Source organism: Segatella copri (assembly GCF_026015465.1).
GTDB classification, from domain to species: domain Bacteria; phylum Bacteroidota; class Bacteroidia; order Bacteroidales; family Bacteroidaceae; genus Prevotella; species Prevotella copri_E.
Genome location: NZ_JAPDUQ010000002.1, coordinates 778269 through 803863 on the forward strand (window position 1 = coordinate 778269; position 25595 = coordinate 803863).

At 46.6% G+C, this 25595-nt stretch carries 24 protein-coding genes and 1 tRNA gene; 12 read left to right on the forward strand and 13 right to left on the reverse strand.

Annotation, left to right across the window (positions count from 1 at the left end):
* Positions 1-16: 16 nt before the first annotated feature.
* The 12 genes from ONT08_RS10330 to ONT08_RS10385 form a co-directional block, all read right to left on the reverse strand.
* Complete coding sequence (locus tag ONT08_RS10330) at positions 17-1291, reverse strand: S-adenosylmethionine:tRNA ribosyltransferase-isomerase (RefSeq protein WP_264959867.1); 1275 nt, start codon at positions 1289-1291, stop codon at positions 17-19.
* Positions 1292-1340: 49 nt separating this feature from the next.
* Complete coding sequence (locus ONT08_RS10335) at positions 1341-2045, reverse strand: phosphatase PAP2 family protein (protein ID WP_264959868.1); 705 nt, start codon at positions 2043-2045, stop codon at positions 1341-1343.
* A gap of 30 nt (positions 2046-2075) precedes the next feature.
* Positions 2076-4676, reverse strand: coding sequence for a BatD family protein (locus tag ONT08_RS10340; RefSeq protein WP_264959869.1), 2601 nt, complete (start codon positions 4674-4676; stop codon positions 2076-2078).
* 37 nt (positions 4677-4713) lie between these two features.
* Positions 4714-5436, reverse strand: coding sequence for a tetratricopeptide repeat protein (locus ONT08_RS10345; protein WP_118085939.1), 723 nt, complete (start codon positions 5434-5436; stop codon positions 4714-4716).
* Between the two features lie 30 nt (positions 5437-5466).
* A complete protein-coding gene (locus ONT08_RS10350) occupies positions 5467-6504 on the reverse strand; it encodes a vWA domain-containing protein (protein ID WP_264959870.1) in 1038 nt (345 codons plus the stop codon).
* 168 nt (positions 6505-6672) lie between these two features.
* Positions 6673-7671, reverse strand: a complete 999-nt coding sequence (locus ONT08_RS10355) for a vWA domain-containing protein (RefSeq protein WP_006846684.1) — start codon at positions 7669-7671, stop codon at positions 6673-6675.
* An 86-nt stretch (positions 7672-7757) separates the two neighbouring features.
* A complete protein-coding gene (locus ONT08_RS10360) occupies positions 7758-8834 on the reverse strand; it encodes a BatD family protein (protein ID WP_264959871.1) in 1077 nt (358 codons plus the stop codon).
* A 28-nt stretch (positions 8835-8862) separates the two neighbouring features.
* Positions 8863-9732, reverse strand: coding sequence for a DUF58 domain-containing protein (locus ONT08_RS10365; protein ID WP_006846686.1), 870 nt, complete (start codon positions 9730-9732; stop codon positions 8863-8865).
* A 93-nt stretch (positions 9733-9825) separates the two neighbouring features.
* Positions 9826-10821, reverse strand: a complete 996-nt coding sequence (locus ONT08_RS10370; RefSeq protein ID WP_264959872.1) for an AAA family ATPase — start codon at positions 10819-10821, stop codon at positions 9826-9828.
* 188 nt (positions 10822-11009) lie between these two features.
* A complete protein-coding gene (locus ONT08_RS10375; RefSeq protein WP_264959873.1) occupies positions 11010-12230 on the reverse strand; it encodes an MFS transporter in 1221 nt (406 codons plus the stop codon).
* 69 nt (positions 12231-12299) lie between these two features.
* A complete protein-coding gene (panB, locus tag ONT08_RS10380; protein WP_254973145.1) occupies positions 12300-13118 on the reverse strand; it encodes a 3-methyl-2-oxobutanoate hydroxymethyltransferase in 819 nt (272 codons plus the stop codon).
* A gap of 36 nt (positions 13119-13154) precedes the next feature.
* Positions 13155-13838, reverse strand: coding sequence for an HAD family hydrolase (locus ONT08_RS10385; protein WP_117586532.1), 684 nt, complete (start codon positions 13836-13838; stop codon positions 13155-13157).
* 185 nt (positions 13839-14023) lie between these two features.
* Between ONT08_RS10385 and rsmG the strand changes: the two genes are divergently transcribed.
* From rsmG to ONT08_RS10430, 9 genes are all read left to right on the forward strand, one after another.
* A complete protein-coding gene (gene rsmG, locus ONT08_RS10390) occupies positions 14024-14650 on the forward strand; it encodes a 16S rRNA (guanine(527)-N(7))-methyltransferase RsmG (protein ID WP_220429576.1) in 627 nt (208 codons plus the stop codon).
* Positions 14651-14743: 93 nt separating this feature from the next.
* The gene (locus ONT08_RS10395) at positions 14744-15388 is read left to right on the forward strand and encodes an MBL fold metallo-hydrolase (protein WP_264959874.1); all 645 of its coding nucleotides are present in this window, start codon (positions 14744-14746) and stop codon (positions 15386-15388) included.
* Positions 15389-15424: 36 nt separating this feature from the next.
* The gene (gene ruvC, locus ONT08_RS10400) at positions 15425-16000 is read left to right on the forward strand and encodes a crossover junction endodeoxyribonuclease RuvC (RefSeq protein ID WP_117586529.1); all 576 of its coding nucleotides are present in this window, start codon (positions 15425-15427) and stop codon (positions 15998-16000) included.
* A gap of 5 nt (positions 16001-16005) precedes the next feature.
* Positions 16006-17496 carry an ATP-binding cassette domain-containing protein gene (locus ONT08_RS10405; RefSeq protein ID WP_264959875.1) on the forward strand — a complete coding sequence of 497 codons (1491 nt, stop codon included), beginning with the start codon at positions 16006-16008 and terminating at the stop codon, positions 17494-17496.
* 30 nt (positions 17497-17526) lie between these two features.
* Positions 17527-18036 (forward strand): hypothetical protein, encoded by a 510-nt coding sequence (locus tag ONT08_RS10410; RefSeq protein ID WP_264959876.1) that lies wholly within the window; start codon positions 17527-17529, stop codon positions 18034-18036.
* 1244 nt (positions 18037-19280) lie between these two features.
* A complete protein-coding gene (locus tag ONT08_RS10415; RefSeq protein ID WP_373121999.1) occupies positions 19281-19955 on the forward strand; it encodes an HU family DNA-binding protein in 675 nt (224 codons plus the stop codon).
* An 88-nt stretch (positions 19956-20043) separates the two neighbouring features.
* On the forward strand, positions 20044-20139 hold the full coding sequence (locus ONT08_RS10420; RefSeq protein ID WP_153072405.1) for a smalltalk protein: 96 nt from the start codon (positions 20044-20046) through the stop codon (positions 20137-20139).
* Positions 20140-20434: 295 nt separating this feature from the next.
* Positions 20435-21481: a PDDEXK nuclease domain-containing protein gene (locus ONT08_RS10425; RefSeq protein WP_264959877.1), complete on the forward strand. Its 1047-nt coding sequence runs from the start codon at positions 20435-20437 to the stop codon at positions 21479-21481.
* A gap of 78 nt (positions 21482-21559) precedes the next feature.
* Positions 21560-22075, forward strand: a complete 516-nt coding sequence (locus ONT08_RS10430; protein WP_264959878.1) for a GNAT family N-acetyltransferase — start codon at positions 21560-21562, stop codon at positions 22073-22075.
* A gap of 109 nt (positions 22076-22184) precedes the next feature.
* On the opposite strand, the gene ONT08_RS10435 is transcribed toward ONT08_RS10430, so the two are convergent.
* Positions 22185-23285: an AAA family ATPase gene (locus tag ONT08_RS10435; RefSeq protein ID WP_264959879.1), complete on the reverse strand. Its 1101-nt coding sequence runs from the start codon at positions 23283-23285 to the stop codon at positions 22185-22187.
* 225 nt (positions 23286-23510) lie between these two features.
* Here ONT08_RS10435 and trxB point away from each other — a divergent pair, with 225 nt between their 5' ends.
* The 3 genes from trxB (at position 23511) to ONT08_RS10450 (ending at position 25588) form a co-directional block, all read left to right on the forward strand.
* Entirely contained in the window at positions 23511-24443 is a 933-nt protein-coding gene (gene trxB, locus ONT08_RS10440; protein ID WP_153080617.1) for a thioredoxin-disulfide reductase, read from the forward strand.
* Between the two features lie 109 nt (positions 24444-24552).
* Positions 24553-24641 (forward strand) — tRNA-Ser (locus ONT08_RS10445).
* A gap of 53 nt (positions 24642-24694) precedes the next feature.
* Positions 24695-25588, forward strand: coding sequence for a DUF4468 domain-containing protein (locus ONT08_RS10450; RefSeq protein WP_264959880.1), 894 nt, complete (start codon positions 24695-24697; stop codon positions 25586-25588).
* Positions 25589-25595: the final 7 nt, after the last annotated feature.

Below are 25595 nucleotides of genomic sequence, written 5' to 3' on the forward strand. Positions count from 1 at the left end.
TCACTCTTCACTTTTTCTATGGAATGAGCAGGGATGAATCTCCATAGCTCAGGAAACGGAAATCATGCGAAAGAGCATAATCGTAAACCTTCTTCCAGTCGCCCTTGAGGAAAGCACTTACCAGGAGCAGGAGTGTACTCTGAGGCTGATGGAAATTGGTGACCAGCATCTTCACAATCTTATACTGATAGCCAGGAGCAATGATAATCTGCGTGCTGGAATGGAGAGCCTCCAAGCCGTTGCGGTCCAGATAATCGATGATTGCCTGGATAGCCTGCATCGGAGTGATTCCATCTACCAGATTGCCATCTTCAGAAAGCTCGTAAGGATCCCACTGGTTTACGTGCAGATCCTCTTCATTTGCCTCAGGATGCTTCAGCAGATGAACACCCATATAATAGAGGCTCTCTATGGTACGGACGCTGGTGGTTCCTACGGCAATGACCCGGCACTCGTGCTTGATGAGTTTTTCCAGACTGCGGCGATGAACAACAATGTATTCCGTATGCATCTGATGGCCTTCGATTTCAAGGCTCTTCACCGGTTTGAATGTGCCGGCTCCTACATGCAGGGTTACTTCTTCGCGGTCGATTCCATGCGCATCAAGATCCTTGAGAACCGCATCGGTAAAGTGAAGTCCGGCAGTTGGAGCAGCCACACTTCCCTTGATTTTAGAATAAACCGTCTGATAGGTGGTCTTGTCGCTCTCCTCAGTCTTGCGGTTGAGATATGGAGGAATAGGCAACTCGCCTACTGCTTCGAGAATCTCAGCGAAAGACACCTTGTCGTTGTCCCAATCGAAGTCAACCCAATAGTTGGTTCCTCCGCCTTTGGCAACCATTTTCTGCGCCTCAGAACCGAGAGCATCTCCGCGTCGCATGGTAGCGCTGAGCGTAAGCTTGTGGCCCTTGATTTCGAAATCACGCTTCAGGCTGCCCTCTTTCCATTTCTTCAGATTACCAATCATGCAGAGCCAGGAACAATGTCCGGTGGTCTGGAACATGAGTTCATAATCAGTAGGTTCTGCAGGCTCCATCAAGAAAACCTCAATAAGCGCACCTGTTTCCTTGCGGAAGTGCAGACGCGCTTGTATCACCTTGGTATTGTTGAATATCATCAAGGCTCCTTGAGGGAGATATGTGGGAAGATGATGGAAAACATCATCGCTTACCTCGCCGTGCTTATAGACCAGCAGTTTGCTGTGATCGCGCTGGGCGATAGGGAATTTTGCGATGCGCTCATCCGGTAAATCATAGTTATAATCACTAATCTTAATGTGTTTTGTATCCATTATTTATTTTTACTTTTTGAACTTTCTATTTTGAACTTTTATTCCTGTACTAAAGATTTGCCATCTTGCAGGTGGCATAAAACACAACCATGATAAGGGTAAATATCACTACAGTCATGATTTTATCAACATCATCATAGTCGTAACCCGTACTTGTATACTGGTTGGAAATATACTTAATCTTTGGGGAGATGCGGTAATACATCCTGATGTAGATAAGATAAACGACAACTCCCACCACTGCTCCGATAGCCAGACCGCAAAGAATGTCGACCGGATAATGAACACCCAGGTAAAGACGGGTCCAACAGTTTACAAGCGACCATAATAACAGGGTCCACGTAACCAGTTTGCTGCGGATGAGCAACGAGAAGAAGATGGCTAACGAAAGCGTATTGGCCGCATGAGCCGAACAGAAGCTGAAACTCTTGAGGCGCATATTGTCAACCACCTGAACCGTATACTTGAACATCGGGTCGCTGGAAGGTCTGCATCTTTCAGCCAGCGGTTTGATGATTCCATCCACCAGTCCATCAGCCAGAAAGATACAGAGCACCGCTCCTCCTACCACGAGCGCAATCTGGCCCATCATCTCGTTGTTTCTTATCACAACAACGAAGAGGACGATATAAAGCGGAATCCATGTCCAGCCCGACGTAAGCGCCATCGCCATCTGATCGAGCCAGACATTCTCGCTGCCGTTAAACACATGCAACAGCTGCATGTCAAAATCTTGTATCCTACTAAAATCCATTCTCTTTATTTTAATCAGATTTTATCTTAATCAGATTTCCTCTATAGCCTTGGTCTCTATCCAGCCTTCTCTGCCGTCTCCAACCTTAATTCCACGCCAGCCTTTCATCGCCTTATCGGTAATATCAACGCGAGTTCCTTCATGCAGCAGGAAGAGGTCAGCACTCGCCTTGGCTGGAGTCTTCTTCACATTGACAGAAGGAGCGATGATAATGGCTCCTGTACGGTTGATAAGCATCTGCCGCTGCTGGTAAGCAAAGAGATTGCTCAGCAGGAAGACTGCCACGAAGAAGATTCCACCGAAGAAACCTATCTTGCGCAAAACGATATGCGAACCGAAGAGATAAACCAAGACCAGAACCAGCGCCATGATGATGGCTATGATGCCTGTCTTAGCCCAACAGTCAACACTCGTAAAGTTAACCAGCGCCTTCCACCAGGTTACGAAGAACATCTCGCTTTCCGGAGTAATCTTATCGATGGTCTTGCTACGTGCAAACTGAAGGTTGAAGCTGATGTCTTCATCGCCTGGCGAGAGCAGATGGGCACGCTCATAATTGAGTACAGCCTTGGTAATATTGTCTGTACGGTAATAAGCATTGCCCAAGTTATAGTAAACTTCGGCAGAAACACCATAGTTGTTCAATATTTCCTCATAGTCGCGTATGGCCTGCTGATAGTTACCTTTCTGATATTCCGTATCAGCATTGTTCTTGGTTACAGCGCCTGCAGAAATCGAGCAGCCCAACATTACCATGATCATCATGACGAACGAATATCCGGTTGCACTCTTCTTGCGCTGCTTACGCGTTGCATTGATAGCATTTTCTATATCCATAATAGCAGTCATTGCTGATTCGAATGTACGGTTCATATTGCCGGCAGGGTCGCCCGGCGCATAGCGCTCAAACTCACATTCATCGAGCGCAGTTGTAAACTTCTCGATAGTTCTCTCCTCTACACAATGTTTTTCGAGCATAGCCTGGATGTTTTCACGTGAGAGCTTTTCGGCAGGCATGTTGAGCTTGTAGCTTACATAGCCCCACAAAGCACGGAGCACTTCATCGTAGAATTCTTCCTGCTTGCCACCGAGCATCAGCAGATGAGCCTTCTTCAGGCGCTTGGTTGCTATCTTGTTTGCCTTGTTGGAACGAACCTTTACAAGGTCGGCATTCTCGAGAGCACGGCGGCGGAAAACAATGAGCAGGGCAAAGAAGGCTGCCAATGGAACCAGCAGACTGGTCCAGTAGCCGAAGCTTCCGTAGAACATATCGTCAATATCATGGAGCTTAGACTTGCCCAGTTTCAGCGCATGAATGTCCTTATCCTTGTTGCTGAAATCTGAGGTTTCATTGTCTGAAGTTCCATCGCCCTTATCTACATTCAGCGTAAACGGCTGGGTCTTGATTGTCTTATACTTGTTAGCCGAAGTATCATAATAGGTGAATTCTACCGCAGGAATGGTATAATTTCCCTGATTACGAGGCACAGCCAGGAAGTCATAAATCATATTGCCTTCTACGCCATTGGCTGTAAGGCGGGTCTTGTCTGTCACCTTCGCATCGTACTTGTCAAAATCCTTAGGGAAGGTAATGACAGGCTGCTTGAGCAACTTCAGGTTTCCGATTCCTCCTACTACTACACGAATGGTGATTGGTTCGCCAGCCTTTACTTCCTTCTTGTCGATGGAAGCAGTAATGTTGAATTTACCTACACCGCCCGAGAAGTTGGCAGGGCGCTGAGGCAAAGGATCAACCTGAATTTTCACACTAGGAGCAATAATATCTTTCTTTACTTCAACATAGCCGGAGCCACCATTGAAGAAAGCTTCCATCGGGTCAACGTTTCTGTTCTGCTGAACTACGATTCCCTTGAAGGTAATGGCTGGAATGGTGAGGTTTCCCGTCATCTGCGGATACATGACATACTGGCTCCATGTAACGCATCGGTAAGGTCGGCCGTTTACAGTTTCAGTATGGAAGGTCTTCTGCTGAGGCAGCGGAACTTCCTGATTGTGGAATCCCTTCAAGTCAGGCATCTTGCCTTCCAGCTGGGTAAGGTCTACCTGCGTGTAAACCTTATAAGTAAGGAGCACCGGTTCCTGTTCGTGAACACGTCGCTTGTTGGCTGTAACCTTGATGAAGAGGTCTCTGCCTGATATTCTGGATCCGGCAGTTCGCATGCGTGGTTCATTATAATCATTCTGTCCGTGCATGGAAGGAGCGCCGTTGTTGCGTGCAGCATGGCCAGAAACCGTAATCTTAACCGGACGGGAAGAGAGTTTCTTACCATTTACGATGGCATGAGAGGCACCAATGCCAAAGGTTCCGTTCTTAGCTGCGTAGAGCGTATAGGTAATGGTTACCGACGATGAAGAGGAAGTATGGCCATTGATCATCTGATAACTGGACTGCGATGAGGTGTAAGGACCTGCGATTACCTCAAGTCCTTCTCCTACTCCGCCCAGGCGGAATTCCTCTACATCACGTGTATTGATGGTATAGGCCACACGGAAGTTTTCTCCCGCCGCCACGTGTGTTGGTGCCGACACACTGATATGCTGGGCTTTCAGCTGCAAACTGAAGCCCAGAAGCATTGCCCATATAATAATAAACCAACCTATATGTTTCATGTTCTAAATCTATTATGCTCGTTGTATTATTTTACTTTTACCAGTTTTTCTCATATTGCTTTCTGCGAGGCTGACTCATCGCTTTCTGCATCTTGCGCTTCGTATCCTTCTCCTGCTGGATGGCAGCGTTCAAGAGTTGTTCAGCATTATCTTTGCTCATCTTGTCCTGATTGTTCTGATTCTGCTGATTGTTCTTATTTTTATCGTTCTTGTTCTTGTCTTTATTCTGATCTTTGTTCTGATCCTTGTTCTGCTTGTCTTTGTTCTTGTCCTTGTTTTTATTCTTGTTGTTCTTGTTCTTATCGTTCTGCTTGTTCTGCTTCTGGTTTTTGAGCAGTTTCTTGCAGAGGGCAAGATTATATCGGGTTGCATTGTCCTGCGGATTGCAGCGCAGGGCGTTCTCATAGCATCCTATGGCCTGCGCATATTGCTGATGCTGCTGCATGACCACACCCATGTTGTGGTAACTTCTGGCGCGTCGCATCTTGTTCGTTTCAAGTTTCGAAGCATTCTCAAACTGTATCATCGCCATCGAATCCTTCTGCTGCATCATCAGGGCGCAACCCAGATTATAGACCGCCTGCGCATTCTTCTGGTTCTTGGAGATAGCCTTGCGATATTGCGTTTCGGCTGCAGCCCACTTCTGTTTATGATAGGCGCGGTTTCCCTGGCGAATGAAGTTGCGGTCGTTCTGTGCTCCCACCTTCGCCAAGCCCAGCACCATCAGGGCAAAAACCAATATATATCTTAAATATCTCATTCTTATTATATAATAATGTATAAACGTTTATCAGAAAGGCTTCCTGATGTCTTTCTTAAAAAACTTGATGTTTCTGAGCAGAGGATTCTTTACCTCAAGCAGACAGATTTCGATGATAAGCAACAGGATGACAAGAATACCTACAGCCTGGAACTGTTCATCATAGGCGCTGTAAACCACACTCGTTACATCACCTTTCTGCAATTTGGCAATATCATCATTCAATGCTCTTTCCGCATCGCTGGTATTATCTACATGAATGTACTGACCCTTGCCTGCCTGGGCAAGCTCCTTACACATCTGCTCATTCAGGGCGGTCATTACGGTGTTGCCCGCATTGTCCTTCAGATAAGAACCGTCGCCCATAGGGATTGGTGCTCCCTTGGTGCTTCCTATGCCCAGGATAAAGACATTGATTCCTTTCTTGTTGGCAGCAGCCGCCGCCTCCTGTGCGCCAGGCTCATGGTTTTCGCCATCAGTAATTACGATAATGGCTCTGCCTACATTCTCCTGCTGGGTGAAACTCTTGGAAGCCAAATCGATGGCTTCGCCGATATTGGTTCCCTGGGTCTGGATAAGACCTGGGGTAATGTTCTGGAGAAACATCTTTGCCGAAACATAATCGGTGGTGATTGGCAACTGCACGAACGCATCGCCTGCAAAGACGATGAGTCCAATCTTGTCGTTGTTAAAGTTGTCGACCAGATTTTCGATAAGCATCTTACTCTTGTCCAAACGGGATGGAACCACGTCCTGACAGAGCATGGAATTTGAAATATCGAGGCAGATGATGGTTTCAATACCATGTCGCTTATCGTGAGAAATCTTGCTGCCCATCTGCGGGCGAGCTACCATCACGATAAGAAGCGCCAAGGCTGCAAGCATCAGCACAAACTTCACTGTAGGGCGATATTTGGAGATGTTGGGCATGAGCTGTTTCAGAAGTTCCGGATCGCCGAGCTTCTTCAGTTTAGCCTTTCTTCTTCTCCATCCTATCAGTCTGATCAGAATCAGTACTGGTATAATCCACAACAGCCAGAGAAATATAGGATCTTCAAATCTTAACATTTTCTATTCTAATTATATCTTCTATTCGATTATCCGATAATCAGTAAAATATCTCCGATAACTGGTAAAATATCTCCGAAAGATAGCAAAATATCTCCGAAAGATAGCAGAATGTCTCCGAAAGATAGCGGAATATCTCCGATAATCAGTAATGGCTCAGTATCCAGATTACGGAATTCTTCTGAACCAGGTGATGCGGAGCAGGATTTCTACCAGCAATACCAGGAGAGCTGCCAGGGCGAATGGCTGATAAGCTTCATAGCGCTTAGCGAAATGCTTGACATTAAACTTGGTTTTCTCCAGTTTATCAATGTCCCTGTAAATCTTCTTCAGCTCATTATTATTCGTTGCGCGATAGAAATTACCATCGGTTGTCTGCGCAATGTCGCTCAGCGTCTTCGTATCTATCTCTACCGGAATATTGACGTACTGTACTCCTCCTGCCACAGGCATTGGATAAGGAGCCACCTTGTTGGTTCCTACACCGATGGTGTAAACGCGTATTCCGTAGCTTTTGGCAATCTCTGCTGCGGTCATTGGCGAGATTTCACCCATGTTGTTACTGCCGTCGGTAAGAAGAATCACAACCTTCGATTTTGACTTAGAATCCTTCAGGCGGCTCACGGCATTGGCCAGTCCCATTCCCACTGCAGTTCCATCGTCAATCAGTCCCCGGGCAGCAATATCCGTACGGGTTGCCTGCAAGAGGCGCAACAGACTGGCATGATCGGTTGTCATCGGGCACTGGGTGAAGGCTTCACCGGCAAAGATAGTCAGACCGATGTTGTCGTTCGGTCTTCCCGAGATGAATTCTGTTGCCACATCCTTAGCCGCTTCCATACGGTTCGGTCTCAAATCTTCGGCAAGCATAGAGGTAGAAACGTCCATTGCCAACATAATGTCAATGCCTTCTACCGTCTTGTTGTCCCAAGCTGTATGCGTCTGCGGACGAGCCATCGCACAGACGATGAGCACGAAACAGATGCATCTCAGCACCATTGGCAGATGGATGAGACGCACACGCAGGCTCTTCGGAGCATATTGATACTTTTTCGTGTCGCTCATGCGCATGGTTGGCGCATTCTTCTTCCTGTAGAGGAAATACCATAATATATAAGGTATCAGCAACAGGAGCAACAGAAAATAGCCTTTACTTGCAAATTCCATTTCTTTATTTTTCTATTTATAGCCAGGCTAAGAGTTTTCGGGGAAACCGCTTTGCCCGGCGAAACGTTTCATAAGAACACCCTGCCTTACATCAGCAGCATGGCTGACTGATAAATGATGTAACCCAACAGAGCCAGACCTACGATGACTCCTATCCAGAGGAGCGACTTGATGAGGCGGCGCTTAGATTGCGTCTTCTGCTCTTCATTGGTCAGTTGTGGAACCACCTTTTCTTCAGTAGGTTTCTCATCTGTCTTGGTCTGGTCGATGAAGTTGATGGCATTCACCAGGTTTGCATCGTTCTCATTCACCAGGGTTTCATATTTGGCAAACTTCACGAGATCGGCAGTCTGGAAGAGTTCCTTCAGTTCATCAATCATCTTCTGGTCGCCTGCTTCGCGCAAACGTTCGATGATTTCGGCACTGGTCATCTCCATGGCATTGAATCCGAAACGGCTCACGATATATTCTCTCAGCGTATTGGTAAGCTGAGTGTAGTAAGCCTTCTGTGTTTCCTGATTCTCAACGTGTTGCTGCTTGATTACGTTGATTTGATTCAGCGCCTTTTCATGAGCCGGAACACGTTTTACGATGCGGATATGGGTGATAATCGGCTTGTTATTCTTTAATCTGTTGCGCAGATAAAGCCATACGCCACAGAGGATTAACAGCAATAGGCTCAACCAGAACAGCGCACTCCATTCGCTCCAGGAGAAAGGATTGTCCTGAACATCCTTAGGCGGATAGAACTGGTTGGGATGAACCGTATCTACGGGCACGGTGAGCACCTTCAGCGCAAGCTGGTTGCCATGAAAGTTCTTGCCGTTTACCTTCACATTGAGCGCAGGAATCGCATACACCTTTTCATCAAACGAAGTCAGCGTATAGTCGCGACTCACCACCATGCGGTCGTCGCCTATGTGTGAAGTGTCGCCTTTACTCTGCTCAACTACTTCCACTCCCGGCGTAATTTGCTGCTGCGGCTTGAAAGATGGCAATTCCACCTTATCGCCCTGCTTTACCGAAGCCTTCAGATGCAGCACGGTCTGCTGTCCTATCAGTATCTGGAGCGAGTCGATGCGTTGCTCTACCTGCTGGGCTTGAGCTAAGCCTGAGCACCCCAGGAGAGCGAGCGACAATATGATATTCTTTACTTTAAACATAGTTTCTTTACTTTGAGCTTTCGGTTTATCAGCCCCTCTGCTTGAAAAGCATCAGGAGCGCCTTCGAGAAGTCCTCGTTAGTGGCAATCGAAGTCCAGTCGACCTTGCTTTTGGCAAAGTCGGTTTTCAGATTCTCCTGCTGCATCAGCCATTGCTGGGTATGAGCCATTCGCAGTTTCTTCGAACTTGTATCAATATACATTTCGTGTCCGGTTTCTGCGTCCATCACCTTGAGCAGTCCTACATCGGGCAGCACCTTGGCACGCGGGTCGTAAACCTGGATGGCTACTACATCATGTTTCTGGTTGGCAATCTGCAGCTGATGCTGGAAATCCTTATGATCGTAGAAGTCGCTGATTACGAAAGCTGTGCAGTGGCGTTTCATCACGCGGGTGAAATATTCCAGGGCGCAACCGATGTCGGTACGCTGGCTTTGCGGCTGGAAGTTGAGCATTTCTCTGATGATATAGAGAATATGCTTTCTTCCTTTCTTAGGCGGAATGTACTTCTCGATACGGTCAGAGAAGAAGATGACACCTATCTTGTCATTGTTCTGAATGGCACTGAAGGCGAGTGTGGCAGCAATCTCTGTAGCCAGATCGCGCTTCATCTGCTTCATCGTACCGAAATCGAGCGACCCGCTGACGTCTACGAGCAGCATCACCGTAAGTTCCCTTTCCTCTTCAAACACCTTGACGTAAGGCTTATGAAAGCGGGCGGTCACGTTCCAGTCGATGTCTCTCACATCATCGCCATACTGATATTCGCGCACCTCGGCAAAGGCCATTCCCCTACCCTTGAAGGCAGAATGATACTGACCAGCGAAGATGTTCTGACTCAGTCCGCGAGTCTTGATTTCTATCTTCCGAACCTTTTTTAAGATATCTTGTGTATCCAACTTATTACTTTGAACTTTGAATTTTGAACATTGAACTTTATGATTAGTGAAGCAAGCGAATTCTTCACTCTTCGTTCTTCACTCTTCACTTAATCAAGGCACTTCCACCTTATTAATGATGCGGCTTACGATTTCCTCGCTTGTCACATTGCTTGCCTCAGCCTCGTAAGAAAGGCCAATACGGTGGCGCATTACGTCATGAGCTACTGCTCTTACATCCTCTGGAATCACATAGCCGCGATGTTTGATAAACGCATAGGCTCTGGCTGCCTTGGCAAGAGAGATGCTGGCACGAGGACTGCCGCCGAAGGTAATCATGTCTTTCAACTCGCCCAGTCCGTAGCGCTTAGGATAACGTGAAGCAAAGACGATATCGGCAATATACTGCTCAATCTTCTCATCGAGATAAACCTCGTTTACAATCTTGCGAGCCTTCAGAATCTCCTCGGCAGATGTTACAGGAGTAACCTCAGGAAGTCCGCCCTGAATATTCTCACGGATGATGAGCTTCTCCTCTTCCAGTGTAGGATAATCGATGATTACCTTCAGCAGGAAACGGTCAACCTGTGCTTCAGGCAACTGATAGGTTCCTTCCTGCTCGATAGGGTTCTGTGTAGCCATTACCAGGAACGGACTAGGCAGTTTGAAGGTTTCATCGCCAATGGTGACCTGGTGTTCCTGCATGGCTTCAAGCAGCGCACTCTGCACCTTGGCTGGGGCACGGTTAATCTCATCTGCCAAAACGAAATTGGCGAAGACAGGACCGCGCTTTACATGGAAAGCCTCATCTTTCTGTGAATAAATCTGAGTACCCACCACATCGGCAGGCAACAGATCAGGAGTAAACTGAATGCGGCTATAGTCGGAGCTGATAAGCTGTGACAATGTCTTGATTGCAAGTGTCTTCGCCAGTCCAGGTACACCCTCAAGCAGGATATGACCATCAGAGAGAAGACCGATAAGAAGGCAATCTACGAGGTGTTTCTGACCTACGATAACCTTATTCATGCCCATTACCAGATTGGTAACAAACTGACTTTGTTGTTCTATCCGGATATTCAATTCGCGGATATCAATAGCTTCTGCCATAATTCTATATTTTTACGTTTAATTTCTTAATTCAAACAATATATTTCCAAAACTGAACGCAAAAGTACTCAAATTAAGCCACAAAAGCGAAAAAAGCTATCTAAATAATATTAAAAATGTTTCATAAAAGCTATTTTTAGGTTCTTTTAAAGAATAGCTTTTATGAAACAAACGAGATTTCAAATATTTTATCTGTTTTTATGCTTCATGTACCATGGATGAACCAAGAAATTGTACACCAGTAACGATACGATTGTAAAAAGAAGCGCATAGTGCAACATCCCTGATTCAATCATATTATATACAGGATGATCTACGTCAAAATGCGCTCTCGCCGGAAGATTATGGAACAGGAATCCGAGACCGAGTCCCAAGCTCAATCCTAATTCCCAAGCCAGGAAGAACGAGTTCACGCTCGTGCCGCGCTGGCAATGTTTGGCAAGCTTGATATAGAAGAGCAGGAAACGGCTTCCGATGATTCCCAAGCTGAAACCCAACAAGGCTGGAACCAAGATTTCTACGGCAAACTCCTGACTTGCGAACGAAATCAGCTGAGCTGCTCCCAGCAGTACCAGACCTACTATTATCTGGCTTTTCAGATCTGCATCAGCAAAGACAAACTTTTCTGCCAGGAACGCCAAGACCATTCCTCCGAAAATCATCAGAAAAATGCCAGAGGAATGAGGCAAGGAAAAGTATAATCCCGCAGAAAAAGTAATCAGGATGATATTGACAAACAGCGGAGTTCCCTGTGGCAGATAGAAGCGGTCGAGGCTGAAAGTCTTAATTCCTTCGGCAGGTGCCTTAAAAGGAAACTTGGCACGAGAAACCAGCACGAAGGCTCCCAAAGCCAGCAACGAAGCCGTAGGGAAAACATAGCCCATGCCGAAATAGTTGTAAACAAAACATGCCACCAAGGGTCCTACGGCTATCGAAAAGCGGGCAAACCAGGAGGTAATATAATTAGCCTCGGTGCGCTGGAACGACTCGCAGGAATCAATAACCAGCGTACTGGCAAGCGACATCTGAGCCAGCCCCAGAAATGCTCCTAACAGGAAACGGACCGCCAGGAGAATCTCAAAAGAAAACCTGATGTTCCAGAACGTATCCAGATAGTAAAGAACCGAAAGGCAAACAACTACACCTAAAATGGAAAGTTGGCAGACCATATTCCTGCGGTAGCGCTGCACCAGATAAGAGCAGAAGCCGCCAAACAGAAACAATCCCAAGCCGTATGCAAGAAGCACACACCCTATCTGCCACATCTGATACTTCGCCGGAATCATAAAATAAGGAATGGCAATAATGAGCATGTACACACTCGACATCAGCAAGAGGTTGGCAAAGCATAACCGCCAGAAGTCCTTGTGCCACAGCTTGATATGTACTGGAGTATTTTGTGTATCCATTATTCTAAACTCTTTTATGAATCTATCGTATTTATACTCTCTTACACTTCACTAAAAAGAGAGTTAATGTTAGTAACTCTCTTCAGCGCTAGGATAATCTACGGTCTTCACCGCATCAATATAAGCCTTCACACCCTTGGTCATTTCCTCGCCTACCTGAGCAAAGTGGCGCAGGAACTTAGGCTTGAAACTCTGTGTCATTCCGAGTGCATCAGCATAAACCAGGACCTGTCCGTCGCAGCCGTTACCAGCACCTATTCCAATCGTTACAGCCTTCACCTTCTTGCTTACTTCAGCAGCGAGCTTAGCAGGAACCTTCTCCAGCACGATGGCAAAGCAGCCTGCTTCGTCCAGCGCAATGGCGTCGCTGATAAGTTTCTGTGCCTCAGCCTCTTCCTTGGCACGAATGCCATAACCGCCAAACTTATTAACGCTCTGCGGGGTAAGTCCGAGATGGCCATGAACCGGGATTCCGGCATTAACCAGCGCCTTAACAGTTTCGCAGATTTCTACGCCGCCTTCCAGTTTCAGAGCGTCTACACCCGTTTCCTTCATCATGCGGCAAGCATTGCGCAGCGCCTCTTCCTTGCTGATCTGATAGCTGCCGAAAGGCATGTCGCAAACCACGAAAGCATGCTGGCAGGCACGTGCCACGCTGCGGGCGTGATAAATCATCTGGTCTACGGTAATCGGCAATGTGTCTGCATTTCCTGCCATCACATTGCTGGCCGAATCACCTATTAATATAGAGTCAATTCCTGCAGCATCTATAATTCCGGCTGTTGTAAAGTCGTATGCTGTCAGCATGGTTACTTTCTCGCCAGCCTTCTTCATTTCTGCGAAGGTCTTGGTGGTAATTTTCTTCTTGTCAGTAGATAAATATCCCATTTTTTATTTTGATTTATTTATTGTTCTGCGTTGAATCTATTTCGCATTCTCCACGATGCGCTGCAAGTCAGCAAAGCTGAAACCTCTATAATCATCTATCACATAGTCGGATAGCGGCTGGATAGCTTCTCTGCTGTTCGTTGTGGCAAGACCTAGGGTAAAGGCTCCTGAAGCTCTCACCGCCTTCAGTCCGTTAAAGCTGTCTTCCAGCCCTACACAGTCCTCCGGTTCCACACCGAAATAGGCTGCACCTTTCAGATAGCAGTCTGGATGAGGCTTGCTCTCGGCGAAATCCTCGCTGGTCAGCACGCGGTCGAAATAAGCCTTGAATTCCGGGTGACGTTCATAAACATTCAGCATCTTCTGAATGTTGCTGCTCGTTACCACAGCGCATTTTACGCCATGCTGCTTCAAGTCGCTGATGAAATCTTCGAACCCTGCAATATATTCATACTGCATGGTCTTTTCAAACTCATCCAGTCGGGCTGTAATCTTAGCCTGTTCCTCCTTTGCGCCTGTAAAACCTTCGATGTGGGCGAAGACGGCTTCATCGGTGAAATATTTGTCGTAAATCTGAACCAGAGTCTGTCCTTTGATGCGATATTCGAAATCGGGCATTTCCGGATGATACTCCCTGCCTATCATTCCCCAGAAGATGGAGTACTGTGATTCTGTGTCGAAAACCACGCCATCCAGATCGAAGAGTGCTGCTTTTATCATATTTCCTTGTCTGTTTTTATCTATTTTTGCTTAAATTATATTGAAAACGGGTGCAAAGTTACGCAAAAAACTTAATATACGAGCATAATCTGACAGATTTTGATGTTTTTATTACGTGTTTTCCGATTTTTTACACTACCTTTGCAGAAAAATCAGTAGAAATAAAGAAGAATACATATAATTATATGATAGAAATAATAGAGAAATACTTCCCGAACCTCACGGAAGAGCAGAAAAAGCAGTTCGAGGCGCTCGATGCATTATACCGCGACTGGAACAGCAAAATCAATGTCATCAGCCGCAAGGACATCGATAATCTGTACGAGCACCACGTGCTCCATTCTCTGGCAATAGCCAAAGCCATCCATTTCCGTCCGGGCACGGAGATTCTCGATTTCGGCTGCGGCGGAGGTTTCCCGGGCATTCCGCTCGCTATCCTCTTCCCTGAATGCAAGTTCAAGCTGATAGATGGAACGGGCAAGAAAATCAGAGTCTGCAACGAGGTGGCTACGGCCATCAATCTGCAGAATCTCAAGGCAGAGCACCTGCGCGGAGAGGACGAAAAAGGCAAGTTCGATTTCGTGGTAAGCCGTGCGGTAATGCAGCTTCCTGACCTGATGAAGATTATCAAGAAAAACTTTAAGCAGAAGGGGCAAAACGCTCTGCCTAACGGACTTCTGTGTCTGAAGGGCGGCAATCTGAAAGAAGAACTGAAGCAATACTTCAAGATTTCAGAAATCACTCCGCTCAGCACTTTCTTCGATGAAGAATGGTTCAGCCAGGACAAACAACTGGTTTACGTTCCGGCGTAATGGAAGTGAAGAACGAAAAGTGAAGAGTGAAAAATTCATTTGCTTTGCTAATCATAAAGTTCAAAGTTCAATATTCAAAGTTCAAAGTAAGAAATGTTACATATAGAAAGATTTCAAGTAAACATGTTGCAGGAAAACTGCTACGTGGTGAGCGATGAGACCAAGGAATGCGTCATCATCGATTGCGGCGCCTTCTATCCGGAAGAGAGGACGGCTATTACACAATATATTAAGGAGAACCAGCTCAAGCCCGTTCACCTGCTCGTAACCCATGGCCATCTTGACCATAACTTCGGCAACAACACCATCTACCAGGAGTTCGGACTGAAACCGGAAGTATCGGCAGCTGATGAAAACCTGATGGAGGGACTCGCCAAGCAGGCAGAAACCTTCTATCAGATGCAGCTCGATTACCAGTTTCCGCCTATTGGCAGATTCTTCGAAGATGAAGAGGTCATCAAGTTCGGCAACCACGAGTTCCAGGTCATCGCCACTCCTGGCCACAGCAGCGGTTCCGTCACCTTCTATTGCGAGGCAGAGCACGTAGCCTTCACCGGCGACACCCTCTTCCACAACTCTATCGGCAGAACCGATTTCCCTGGAGGCAGCATGTTCCGCATCATCAACAGTCTGCGCCATCTCGGTCAGTTGCCTGACGAAACTCAGGTTCTCCCGGGTCATGGCGAATACACCAGCATAGGCGAAGAGCTCGCTCACAATCCATATATGGACCGTTAAAACAGCATTTTTAAAAAGTCAGGAGATTTATCAGCGATGATCAAGAAATCGAACACAGAGAAGATCATTCTCGGCATTGACCCCGGAACCAACGTGATGGGCTATGGCGTAATCCGCATCATCGGCAACAAGGCCGAACTGGTGGTGATGGGCGTTATCGACATGCGCAAGGAGAACGATCCCTATCTCCGGCTGGGCAAGATCTTCGACCGCGTAACCGGCATCATCGACAGCTATCTGCCCGACGAGATGGCCATAGAAGCTCCCTTCTTCGGCAAGAACGTGCAGTCGATGCTCAAGCTGGGCAGGGCGCAGGGAGTAGCCATCGCAGCCGCCATTCATCACAGCGTTCCTATCCACGAATATGCGCCGCTCAAAATCAAGATGGCCATTACCGGACAGGGACAGGCTTCGAAGGAACAGGTGGCGGGAATGCTGCAGCGACTGCTCCATATTCAGCAAGACGAAATGCCGAAGTTCATGGACGCTACCGATGCACTGGGGGCAGCCTACTGCCACTTTCTGCAGATGAACCGCCCGGAGACCGACGCCAAGCACTACAGCAGCTGGAAAGACTTTGCAACAAAGAATCAGAGTAGAATAAAAAAATAAGAGAGATGCAAAAGATCATTAGCATTAAAAATGGTGTTACCCGTATGCCAGAATGGCGTATGGCAGACCCCGTAAACTTCGAGACGTGCGATGGTGAACACATCGCTATCGTAGGTCCGAACGGTGGAGGAAAATCAATGTTTGTTGACATCATCGTAGGTCGCCACCCACTCCTGATGCACGACCCTGATTACGATTTCTCACCTAGTCAGAAGACAATGGTGAGCGACAACATCAAGTATATTACCTTCCGCGACACCTACGGAGGCGATAACGACCGCACTTATTTCCTGCAGCAGCGCTGGAACCAGCTCGAAATAGACGAGAACACGCCTATCGTAAAGGACAAGCTGGAAGAAGCCTACCAGATGGCAGGCGAAGACACTCCGGAGCGCAGAGCCCTGCAGCAGCACATCTACGAACTCTTCCACATGCAGCACCTGATGGACAAATACACCATCCTGCTCTCAAGTGGCGAGCTCCGCAAGTTCAAACTTGCCTCTACCCTCTTCTCAGAGCCTCGCGTGCTCATCATGGACAATCCGTTTATCGGACTCGATGCTGAAACCCGCGACCAGCTCAAAGAACTGCTCAAGACCCTCTCTTCAGAGCGAGCCCTGCAGATTATCCTCGTACTGAGCAAGAGCGATGATATTCCTGATTTCATCACCCACGTGGTAGAAGTGAAGGATATGAAGGTTCTGCCTAAGGTAACCCTCGCCGAATATCTTGCCGGCAGAGAATCCGTGCCTGCCCATGTACTGAGCCCGGAAATGGAACAGACCATCGTAGACCAGCCTTACAGCGACCGCGAATATCACAGCCAGGAAGTGGTGAAGATGAACAAGGTACGCATACAGTATGGCGAGCGAATCATCCTCAACGACCTCGACTGGACCGTGATGAACGGCGAGCGATGGGCTTTGAGCGGACAGAACGGAGCCGGAAAGAGTACGCTCCTCAGTCTGGTTTGTGCCGACAATCCGCAGAGTTACGCCTGCGACATTACCCTCTTCGACAATCCTCGAGGCAGCGGCGAAAGCATCTGGGACATCAAGAAACACATCGGCTACGTATCGCCTGAGCTTCACCGCTCTTACCAGCGCGACCTGCCAGCCATCCGCATCGTGGCAAGCGGTCTGATGGATTCCGTAGGCCTCTATGTAAAGCCGAAGGAAGAAGATATGGACAAGTGCCGCTTCTGGATGAAAGTCTTCGGACTGGAAGGTCTTGAAGACCGTGGTTTCCTGAAGCTCTCCAGCGGCGAACAGCGCCTCGTTCTCCTGGCACGAGCCTTTGTCAAGGATCCGGAACTGCTGATTCTCGATGAACCGCTCCACGGACTCGACAACCGCAACCGCCGTCTTGTAAAAGACGTCATCGAAGCCTTCTGTCGCCGCCAGAACAAAACCATGATCATGGTAACGCATTATAAGGAAGAATTGCCAGCGTGCATCGACCACAGCATCTTCCTCTTGCGCCACACCAACGATTAAAAAGAATTGATAATTAATAATTTCAGAAAGATGAGATATATAATATTATTATTTGCGCTCACCCTCAGCATAGCTAAGGCAAGCGCCCAGGATGTATTAAACGAGGTGCTCCGCACTTCTGATGCAATCCTCAACGACACCACGAAGAGCATGGACGAGCGCCGTACAGCCCTCTTCAAGTTTGACGCAATGACCTACATGCGCAGCAAGATTCTGCCACCGTATGTAATGCTCGACAAGAATCTGAGCAAGGACACCTTGAACATCAAGGTTCGCTATCTCAACGAGCAGGCCTACGCCATGAGTGTTTATATTACGCTCTACCAGAAGCGACTGAAGGAGGCTTCAAACAAGAACAAGCCGCTCGTAACCCAGTTTTTCAAGCAGGCAACCATCGATCACAAGGCATTTAAGGATGAAGATACAGAGTTTACCCTGGCTTATTACAACACCCCGGATGTTCCTACTCCTTTCTGCCTCGACTGCGATTGGGTTTCAACCTTGGCATTTATCCGCAGCATCGACTGGTCAAAGCTTTAAAAAACAAGCATATTTCAGACGAATATGGTCTTCATAAGACCAGCTAAAACAGACCTCTTCCTTAGCGAATGACGCGTTGGGGAAGAGGTTTTCTTTTAAAACACACTATTTTTTCTTCATTTGGAAGATAATAAACTAAGGGGAAATGGTCTGTTTTCGGCTATTTTTAGCCTAATTTCTCGCAAAAAGAGGGAGATAACTGCTGAAAGATACTGAAAAATGCGATTATAATACTTAGTCCTTTCAGAGAATTTTTGAGTGCTTTTGTAAAGAAATGACACATATTCTGCTTACGTACGTTTACCAAACGACTCTAGAAATCAGCTACATAAAACTTAATGACCTAACACCAATATTACAAGAATATAAATAATCTTTACCCTCATAATACCGAAATAAAAAGAGGCAAAATGCAATAAGAATATTGCTTTTTACGAAGAAAAAATGCAAAATATGGGGGTTAGGAAGGTATTTTACCCCCTCTCCTAAGGGTAAAAAATGCCCCTCCTCGGACTCGAAATCTTGCTCAAAAGATAGGTATTTTTGACAAAATAGAAGAAATGACAGGTTGAAAAAAGGCAAAGAAAGAACAATAAAGCACGAATATGAACCTGATGAATGTAGATTATTTTATACGTACACAATTATAGCAAGACTACATACAAATCATATATAACATTAATAGCCAACGCTTTAGCGAATCTAACAATTCATTATTTCCCATCACTATGAGGATTATATTCCGGTCATTTTCGGTCATGGTCATTTCCGGTCATTTTCGTTTCGGGGGAGAAAAGGTCATCTATAGTATAATATAAATATATATTTATATTTACTATAGCTCAAAATGACCCAACTCTTTTTGAAAATGACCGAAAATGACCATGACCGGAAATGACCGCTTTTGCCTTTCTTTGTTCTCCATTGTACTTTTTCTGCGTGTTTTCTGTTATTTGCAATAAAGTTCAGACAGAAAATCAACAGAACTTACTGTACTACAGCAACTTATAGCCTTTCTCACATAGAAAGTCAGGGTGAAAGCTTGCATTCTGCCCCAAAATGTTGTATCTTTGCACCGGCAATCGAAAGAACAGCCTTTTGTGCCTTGCCCGGGTCTTCTCTTAAGACCTACACGGGTTATAAATGATGGCAGGCGCCGGTCATCAATGAAGACCCCGAAAACGGCAGGAACGGGGCGTTCTGGGGAGTTGCAAACACGGACACTAAACATACTACAAACGACTATGATTAATTACAGCATCGTAATGCGTAGCGTGAACGCAAATCTTCTGGAAATCAACCAGGCAAAGTCACGCATCAACCAGGCGAAGAAGGAGGGTACAACCCCTGACCCAAAGGACCTGGAACTCGTGAAGACTGAGAAGCAGAATGCTTTCGCCATCTCACAGTACACCGACATCATGACCATCGAGAAGTTTGCCAAGCACATCACCTCTCATGGCAGTGTTTATTCAAGAGCCGACATCAGCGCCATCCTCTACATCGCCGTAGACTGCATGCGTGAAATGTTGCTCGAGGGCAAGAAAATCCGTCTGGGCGACCTCGGTGATTTCTCTCTCCTTCTCACCTCAAAGGGTGCTGAGGATGCCGACAAGTTCACCGCTCAGAACATCACCGGAGTGAAGGTTCAGTGGGAGCCTGGTCAGGAGTTCAAGAACCTTCGCGATGACGCCGAGTTCAACCTCGTAGCCAGCCGCAGCGCTCAGGCAGCCGTCATCAAGGCGATTAAAGAGGGTAAGACCAACGTTGACCTCAACGCGCCAACTACTCCGGATAATACGCCTGGCGGTTCTACCCCAGGTGGTTCAAATACCGGTCAGACCGGCAGCGAAGGCCAAGGCTCTGAATCAAGCGGCGGCACTACCGGCAAGGACGATACTGGCGACGGCCTTGAATAGCCCAAGGATAAACTGGCTAGGGTGCTAGCCCCTAGCCCAGCCTATCCGCCCCAAAAATTCAACATTCAACACTCAACATTCAAAAAAAATGAAAGCGAACACTTGGAAAACAATTCTTCAGATAGCCATCAGCATACTGACCGCTATCGCTACTACGCTCGGAGTAACGAGCTGCATGGGATAAAGAAAACAGAGAAATCCGGTCATTAAGGTCATGGTCATTAAGGTCATTAAGGATTTCCAAAGAAAGTTAAAGGGAAATGAGTAAAAAATCATCATTTTTTTGCTCATTTTCCTTTTTTTTTATTATCTTTGCCTTAAAAATTAATAATTGAACTTTCGTATGTGGTTCAAGTACGGGCTGAAGGCCCAAAAGGTCAGAAGCAGCACGCCCTTTACCTTTCCCTTCGGCCGGTGACCGTTGGTTCAGGGCGTGTGGGCAAAACTTGCGAAACATGAATAAATGAAAAAATATATAGATGGAAAAGAATATTATAAATATAGATGCACATGTCATAGATGATATCAGAACCATCATCACAAGGGCAAGAAACAGGGCGTATCAATCTATCAACGAAACCCTGATACGCTCAAACTGGGAAATTGGCAAACGTATTGTTGAAGAAGAGCAGCTTGGCAAGCAGCGTGCTGATTATGGAATACAGCTCATCAAGTCCATATCTCAGCAGTTGACGACTGAATTCGGTTCCGGCTATGGTGTTCGTAACCTTGCCTATTTCAAGCAATTATACCAATATTTTCCTGATTGGGAGATTTTGCACGCGCGCGTGCAAAATCTTACTTGGACTCATCTAAAGAGTATTCTAAGAGTTACAGATGCAGAAGCTCGTCTATGGTATTTAAAGGAATCGTCAGAGCAAATGTGGAGCACAAGAACCCTCGACCGCAATGTTGCCTCACAATACTATTATCGACTCCTGCAAACCAGCAATGAGCACAAAGATGAGGTAGAGAACGAGATGAAAACCCTTACAAAAGGATACGCAGACTCACCTGCCATGTTCATCAAGTCGCCAATGGTGACAGAATTCTTGGGCTTATCCCGAGACATGAGCTTCTCGGAAAGCGAACTGGAGAGTGCAATCATCACCCATCTTCAGAAATTTCTGATGGAGATGGGCAAAGGCTATGCCTTCGTAGAGCGACAGCAGCACATCATCACCGATACCCAGGACTACTACATAGACCTGGTATTCTACAATTACCTGATGAAATGTTTTGTACTGATCGACCTGAAGACGACCAAGATCACCCATCAGGACGTAGGACAAATGGATATGTATGTAAGAATGTATGATGAACTGAAACGCACGGAAGGCGACAATCCGACAATCGGCATACTACTCTGTTCGGAAACCAGCCAGGATATCGCAAGATTTTCCATCCTGCACGACAGCAAGCAATTATTTGCTTCAAAATATCTTACATATCTTCCTACAGAACAGCAACTTAAGGAAGAAATAGAAAAGCAGAAAGAAATATTTAGATTACAACATATAAGATAAGCTAGTACCCCCAAATATCTCTGCTACAAGATAATAGATAACAAAATAAAGAACGAAGAATTTCATTGAAATAATCTGATGGAAACAGAAAGAATTTTACTTCGATATTGGCAGGAATCTGATGCAGAGGCGCTCTTCAAGTACGCCTCCGACTCTGACGTAGGACCACGTGCTGGATGGCCGGCGCATAAGTCTGTAGAGGAAAGTCGGGAGATAATCCGGACATTCTTCCATAATGAAACGACATGGGCGATTGTGTTGAAAGAGACTGGCGAGGCTATCGGCTGCATCGGCTACTACACCCATGAAACCAGCAACATCCCTATCGGAGAAAACGACTGTGAGGTGGGCTATTGGGTAGGAAAGCCATTTTGGAACCAAGGAATCTGCACCGAAGCCTTGAAGCTGATGCTTGACTACTGCATCAACGAGAAGCATTTCGAAAACATCTGGGCAGACCATTTCACAGGCAATCCTGCATCAGGAAGAGTCATGGAGAAATGCGGTTTCTCAGACACCGGAATGCTGAACAGATGTAGCCAGCTTGTGGGTGGCGACAAGGAAATGGTCAAGGTGTTCAAGTACAACGGATAAAGGAGAAAATAGAATGATGAAACTCAATAACACCAAAAGTGAGTGGTTTATGTAAAAAGTTACGGAGAATATGAATTATCTCCGTAACTTTTTACATTTTCGGCTGATTTTACCGCTTCAACGCTATGTTATAATTATAATATTTGCTGTTGCCCGTAATATCCTCCAGCACCTGGATGAAAGGAGGAAACTTCACACTCTCGTTGGCAGAAATGCCGCGGGTTTCAAGAATCATCAGGTCGGAAACCGGCTCAAGAAACTCGTCGAGCTCGAAATACTGGCCCTTCCAGATAAAGCTCTTGCGATGCTTATGAATGCGCTGGCGGTAAGGGTCAGCCTGCTGAAGCATACTCTCGTAAAGATTGGCATTAATCTGTCGCTCGGTCTCTATCTGCTCATTGTCTGAAAGACGCTTCTTGGTGGTGTGAACATACACATACTTGCCTCCCTCGAAACCGCGACGGCGAAGACGAATCTCACTGCCCGGCTCACCCGTAAGATAAGTCTGAACTATATCGCTGTCTATCGCATTAGGAACATCGCCCGTCAGCTTCACGATATATTTTCGCTCCTCCTCTATCGGCTGCGGAATAGCAAGCACATTGCTTATCTCCTTGAGCACACGGTTCAGCTTGTTGTTGAAATCTTCGTGGTTATTGATTACCCTGAGATGAGGATGACCCTTCCATGCAGAAACAATCTTCTTGTCCAACTCGCGCGCTATCTTCAGTCCTTCTTCATCGGCCTTCTCCAGGCGCTGCGCATTGTTGGCTGTAGTATAAAACTGCTCGGCACCATCAGCAGCACTCACCAGATGCAGCACAGCATCATAGCGGTCGCGAAGCTGGGCATCTGTATAACCCTCTTCAGAGATGATGCGGTGCCAGAAATCGGGAGTGAGATAGGTAGAAATATCCATCGTACCACGATCGCAGACGATGATGACCGGCTGCTGCAATGTTTCAGCCATGCGCTGGAAACTGTCTTCCAGGTTGATCTGAGTCTGGAAAGTAGCCTTCTCGCCCTCGAAGAAAAAATCCTTGTTGGAGGTGAGATAATTCATGCCCGCCTGGGTGAACATGGTTGGAACCTCGGGAATGGTAAAAACCTTATAGCCGAGACTGGAGAAATGTTCAATCACCTTAACCATAGCGGTAGTCTTGCCCGCACAAGGTCCACCCGTCAGTACAATCTTCTTAATCTGATTCATATATCAAGTAAATATTTTTCGTTTCTTCTAATTGATGTTCTTTCCTGAGCATCTTATTTTCGGGTGCAAAGATAACAATAATTCTTCAAACGAAAGCAATAATTTATGCAAGAAAAGAAAAATATTGTATTTTTATTTTGATTTCTCATTGTTTTGATGTACCTTTGCAAAGAAAATGACTCATTTCGAGCCATCGGAAACAAAAATATAACTATAAGATAAAAAATGGAAAAGATAAAGACATTAATTATAGGTAGCGGTCCTGCAGGATATACGGCTGCCATTTATGCCGGCAGAGCCAACCTGCAGCCAGTACTCTATTCTGGTATGCAACCCGGCGGACAGCTCACCATCACCACAGAGGTAGAAAACTTTCCGGGCTATCCTAACGGCGTAGACGGAACACAGATGATGATGGACATGAAGGAACAGGCAGCCCGATTCGGAGCCGAAATGAGAGACGGAAGCATCGTGAAGGCAGATTTCAGCTCTCGTCCATTCCATCTTACAGATGAGCGCGACAACGAGATTGAGGCAGAAACCGTGATCATTGCCACAGGAGCATCTGCCAAATATCTGGGTCTTGCCGATGAAGAGAAATATCGCGGACAGGGCGTTTCTGCCTGTGCTACCTGTGACGGATTCTTCTACCGCAAGCGCACCGTAGCCGTAGTGGGCGGTGGCGATACTGCCTGCGAAGAGGCTATGTATCTATCCGGACTTGCCAAGAAGGTTTACATGATTGTGCGCAAGCCTTATCTCCGTGCTTCAGAAATCATGCAGCAGCGCGTAAAGAACAAGGAGAACATCGAGATTCTGTTCGAAACCAATACGCTGGGGCTCTTCGGCGAGAACGGTGTAGAAGGTGCTCATCTCGTGCGCCACAAGGGCGAAGCCAACGAAGAGAAGTTTGACATCAGCATCGACGGATTTTTCCTGGCTATCGGACATAAGCCTAACACCGACCTCTTCAAGGGACAGATAGATCTCGACGAGCAGGGCTTCATCAAAGTAGTGCCAGGTACTGCCACCACCAACATTCCGGGTGTTTTCGCAGCAGGCGATGTAGCCGACCCAATCTACCGCCAAGGTATTGTTGCCGCAGGCTCGGGAGCAAAGGCTGCCATCGAGGCCGACAGATTCCTGCAGCAACAGTAAAAACTATAGTATAAAATCCTATAAAGCGGGGTTAATATAGTTAAAAAATAACAGCAATATTTTGTCAGATGCAAAAAATGTATTACTTTTGCATCTGATAAAATAAAAAGGAAGATTGGCAGAGTGACCGAATGCGCTGGACTCGAAATCCGGTATACCCTCTTCCGGGTATCGGGGGTTTGAATCCCTCATCTTCCGCTAAGTTCCCCTACAGGAACCGTCATTTTATAGTTTCATAAAAACAACTCGACATGAAAAAAATCATCATCCCCATATTTATGCTCCTCCCGCTGATGACTGCACAGGCCCAAACCGTGCTGACTGAAGAGCAGCAGCTGGAACAGGCACAGAAACAGTTGGAAGCTGCCAAGAAAGCACTAGAAGTGGCTAAGATAAAAGCACAGGCTGCCAAACTGAAGGCTCAGGCCGACAGCATCAACGCTGCAAGCGCCAAGGCTGAAGCGGAAGCAAAAAAGGCGGAAGCAAAAAAAGGTAATGCTACTGAGCCAGAACCAGTTGTTGTAAAGGAGCCAACCACATCAACCACGGGATGGGCGATTCCTGTTGCCGTAGCCGCTAAGCCAAAGGAGGCTGCCAAGCCTGCCAACAAGCTGGCAAATGGTACAACAGCCAAAGTGGACATGAAATATCTGGCAGGCGCCATCACATATAATGATGAAAACAAGATAGAATTCACACTCGATACGGATGCTAACGGAAAAACTGCCAAGCAGATTTACGACATCGTATTAAAATACATGAATGAACTGACACAGAACGACCAGAACATAGCAAGCCGGGTAGCACTGGTAAACGATGCAGAACACGTCATCGCCAACACGATGGACGAATGGCTCGTTTTCAGCCAGTCATTCATCTCGCTCGACCGCACGGAATTCAAATACCAGCTGATAGCCAGGATTTCTGACAATCATCTGAATCTCTCGCTCGGCCGCATCATCTACAACTACGAGGAAGGAAGAAGCACCGGTTTCAAGGAACCTGCAGAAGAGGTAATCAGTGACAAGATTGCGCTCAACAAGAAGCAGAACGACCTGGCTAAGATCTTCGGAAAGTTCCGCAGATGCACCATCGACCGCAAGGACCAGATATTCGCAGAGTTAGCTGCATTAGTAAAACAATAAGTTGAAG

Coding starts and splice junctions, on each gene's coding strand:
- rsmG (WP_220429576.1), top strand. CDS start 14,024: ATGATAGAAATAATAGAGAAATACTTCCCGAACCTCACGGAAGAGCAG.
- ONT08_RS10355 (WP_006846684.1), bottom strand. CDS start 7,671: ATGGAATTTGCAAGTAAAGGCTATTTTCTGTTGCTCCTGTTGCTGATA.
- ONT08_RS10340 (WP_264959869.1), bottom strand. CDS start 4,676: ATGAAACATATAGGTTGGTTTATTATTATATGGGCAATGCTTCTGGGC.
- ONT08_RS10330 (WP_264959867.1), bottom strand. CDS start 1,291: ATGGATACAAAACACATTAAGATTAGTGATTATAACTATGATTTACCG.
- ONT08_RS10450 (WP_264959880.1), top strand. CDS start 24,695: ATGAAAAAAATCATCATCCCCATATTTATGCTCCTCCCGCTGATGACT.
- ONT08_RS10410 (WP_264959876.1), top strand. CDS start 17,527: ATGAGATATATAATATTATTATTTGCGCTCACCCTCAGCATAGCTAAG.
- ONT08_RS10420 (WP_153072405.1), top strand. CDS start 20,044: ATGAAAGCGAACACTTGGAAAACAATTCTTCAGATAGCCATCAGCATA.
- trxB (WP_153080617.1), top strand. CDS start 23,511: ATGGAAAAGATAAAGACATTAATTATAGGTAGCGGTCCTGCAGGATAT.
- panB (WP_254973145.1), bottom strand. CDS start 13,118: ATGGGATATTTATCTACTGACAAGAAGAAAATTACCACCAAGACCTTC.
- ONT08_RS10395 (WP_264959874.1), top strand. CDS start 14,744: ATGTTACATATAGAAAGATTTCAAGTAAACATGTTGCAGGAAAACTGC.
- ONT08_RS10370 (WP_264959872.1), bottom strand. CDS start 10,821: ATGGCAGAAGCTATTGATATCCGCGAATTGAATATCCGGATAGAACAA.
- ONT08_RS10375 (WP_264959873.1), bottom strand. CDS start 12,230: ATGGATACACAAAATACTCCAGTACATATCAAGCTGTGGCACAAGGAC.
- ONT08_RS10350 (WP_264959870.1), bottom strand. CDS start 6,504: ATGTTAAGATTTGAAGATCCTATATTTCTCTGGCTGTTGTGGATTATA.
- ONT08_RS10435 (WP_264959879.1), bottom strand. CDS start 23,285: ATGAATCAGATTAAGAAGATTGTACTGACGGGTGGACCTTGTGCGGGC.
- ONT08_RS10405 (WP_264959875.1), top strand. CDS start 16,006: ATGCAAAAGATCATTAGCATTAAAAATGGTGTTACCCGTATGCCAGAA.
- ONT08_RS10385 (WP_117586532.1), bottom strand. CDS start 13,838: ATGATAAAAGCAGCACTCTTCGATCTGGATGGCGTGGTTTTCGACACA.
- ONT08_RS10345 (WP_118085939.1), bottom strand. CDS start 5,436: ATGAGATATTTAAGATATATATTGGTTTTTGCCCTGATGGTGCTGGGC.
- ONT08_RS10430 (WP_264959878.1), top strand. CDS start 21,560: ATGGAAACAGAAAGAATTTTACTTCGATATTGGCAGGAATCTGATGCA.
- ONT08_RS10335 (WP_264959868.1), bottom strand. CDS start 2,045: ATGGATTTTAGTAGGATACAAGATTTTGACATGCAGCTGTTGCATGTG.
- ONT08_RS10415 (WP_373121999.1), top strand. CDS start 19,281: ATGATTAATTACAGCATCGTAATGCGTAGCGTGAACGCAAATCTTCTG.
- ruvC (WP_117586529.1), top strand. CDS start 15,425: ATGATCAAGAAATCGAACACAGAGAAGATCATTCTCGGCATTGACCCC.
- ONT08_RS10360 (WP_264959871.1), bottom strand. CDS start 8,834: ATGTTTAAAGTAAAGAATATCATATTGTCGCTCGCTCTCCTGGGGTGC.
- ONT08_RS10425 (WP_264959877.1), top strand. CDS start 20,435: ATGGAAAAGAATATTATAAATATAGATGCACATGTCATAGATGATATC.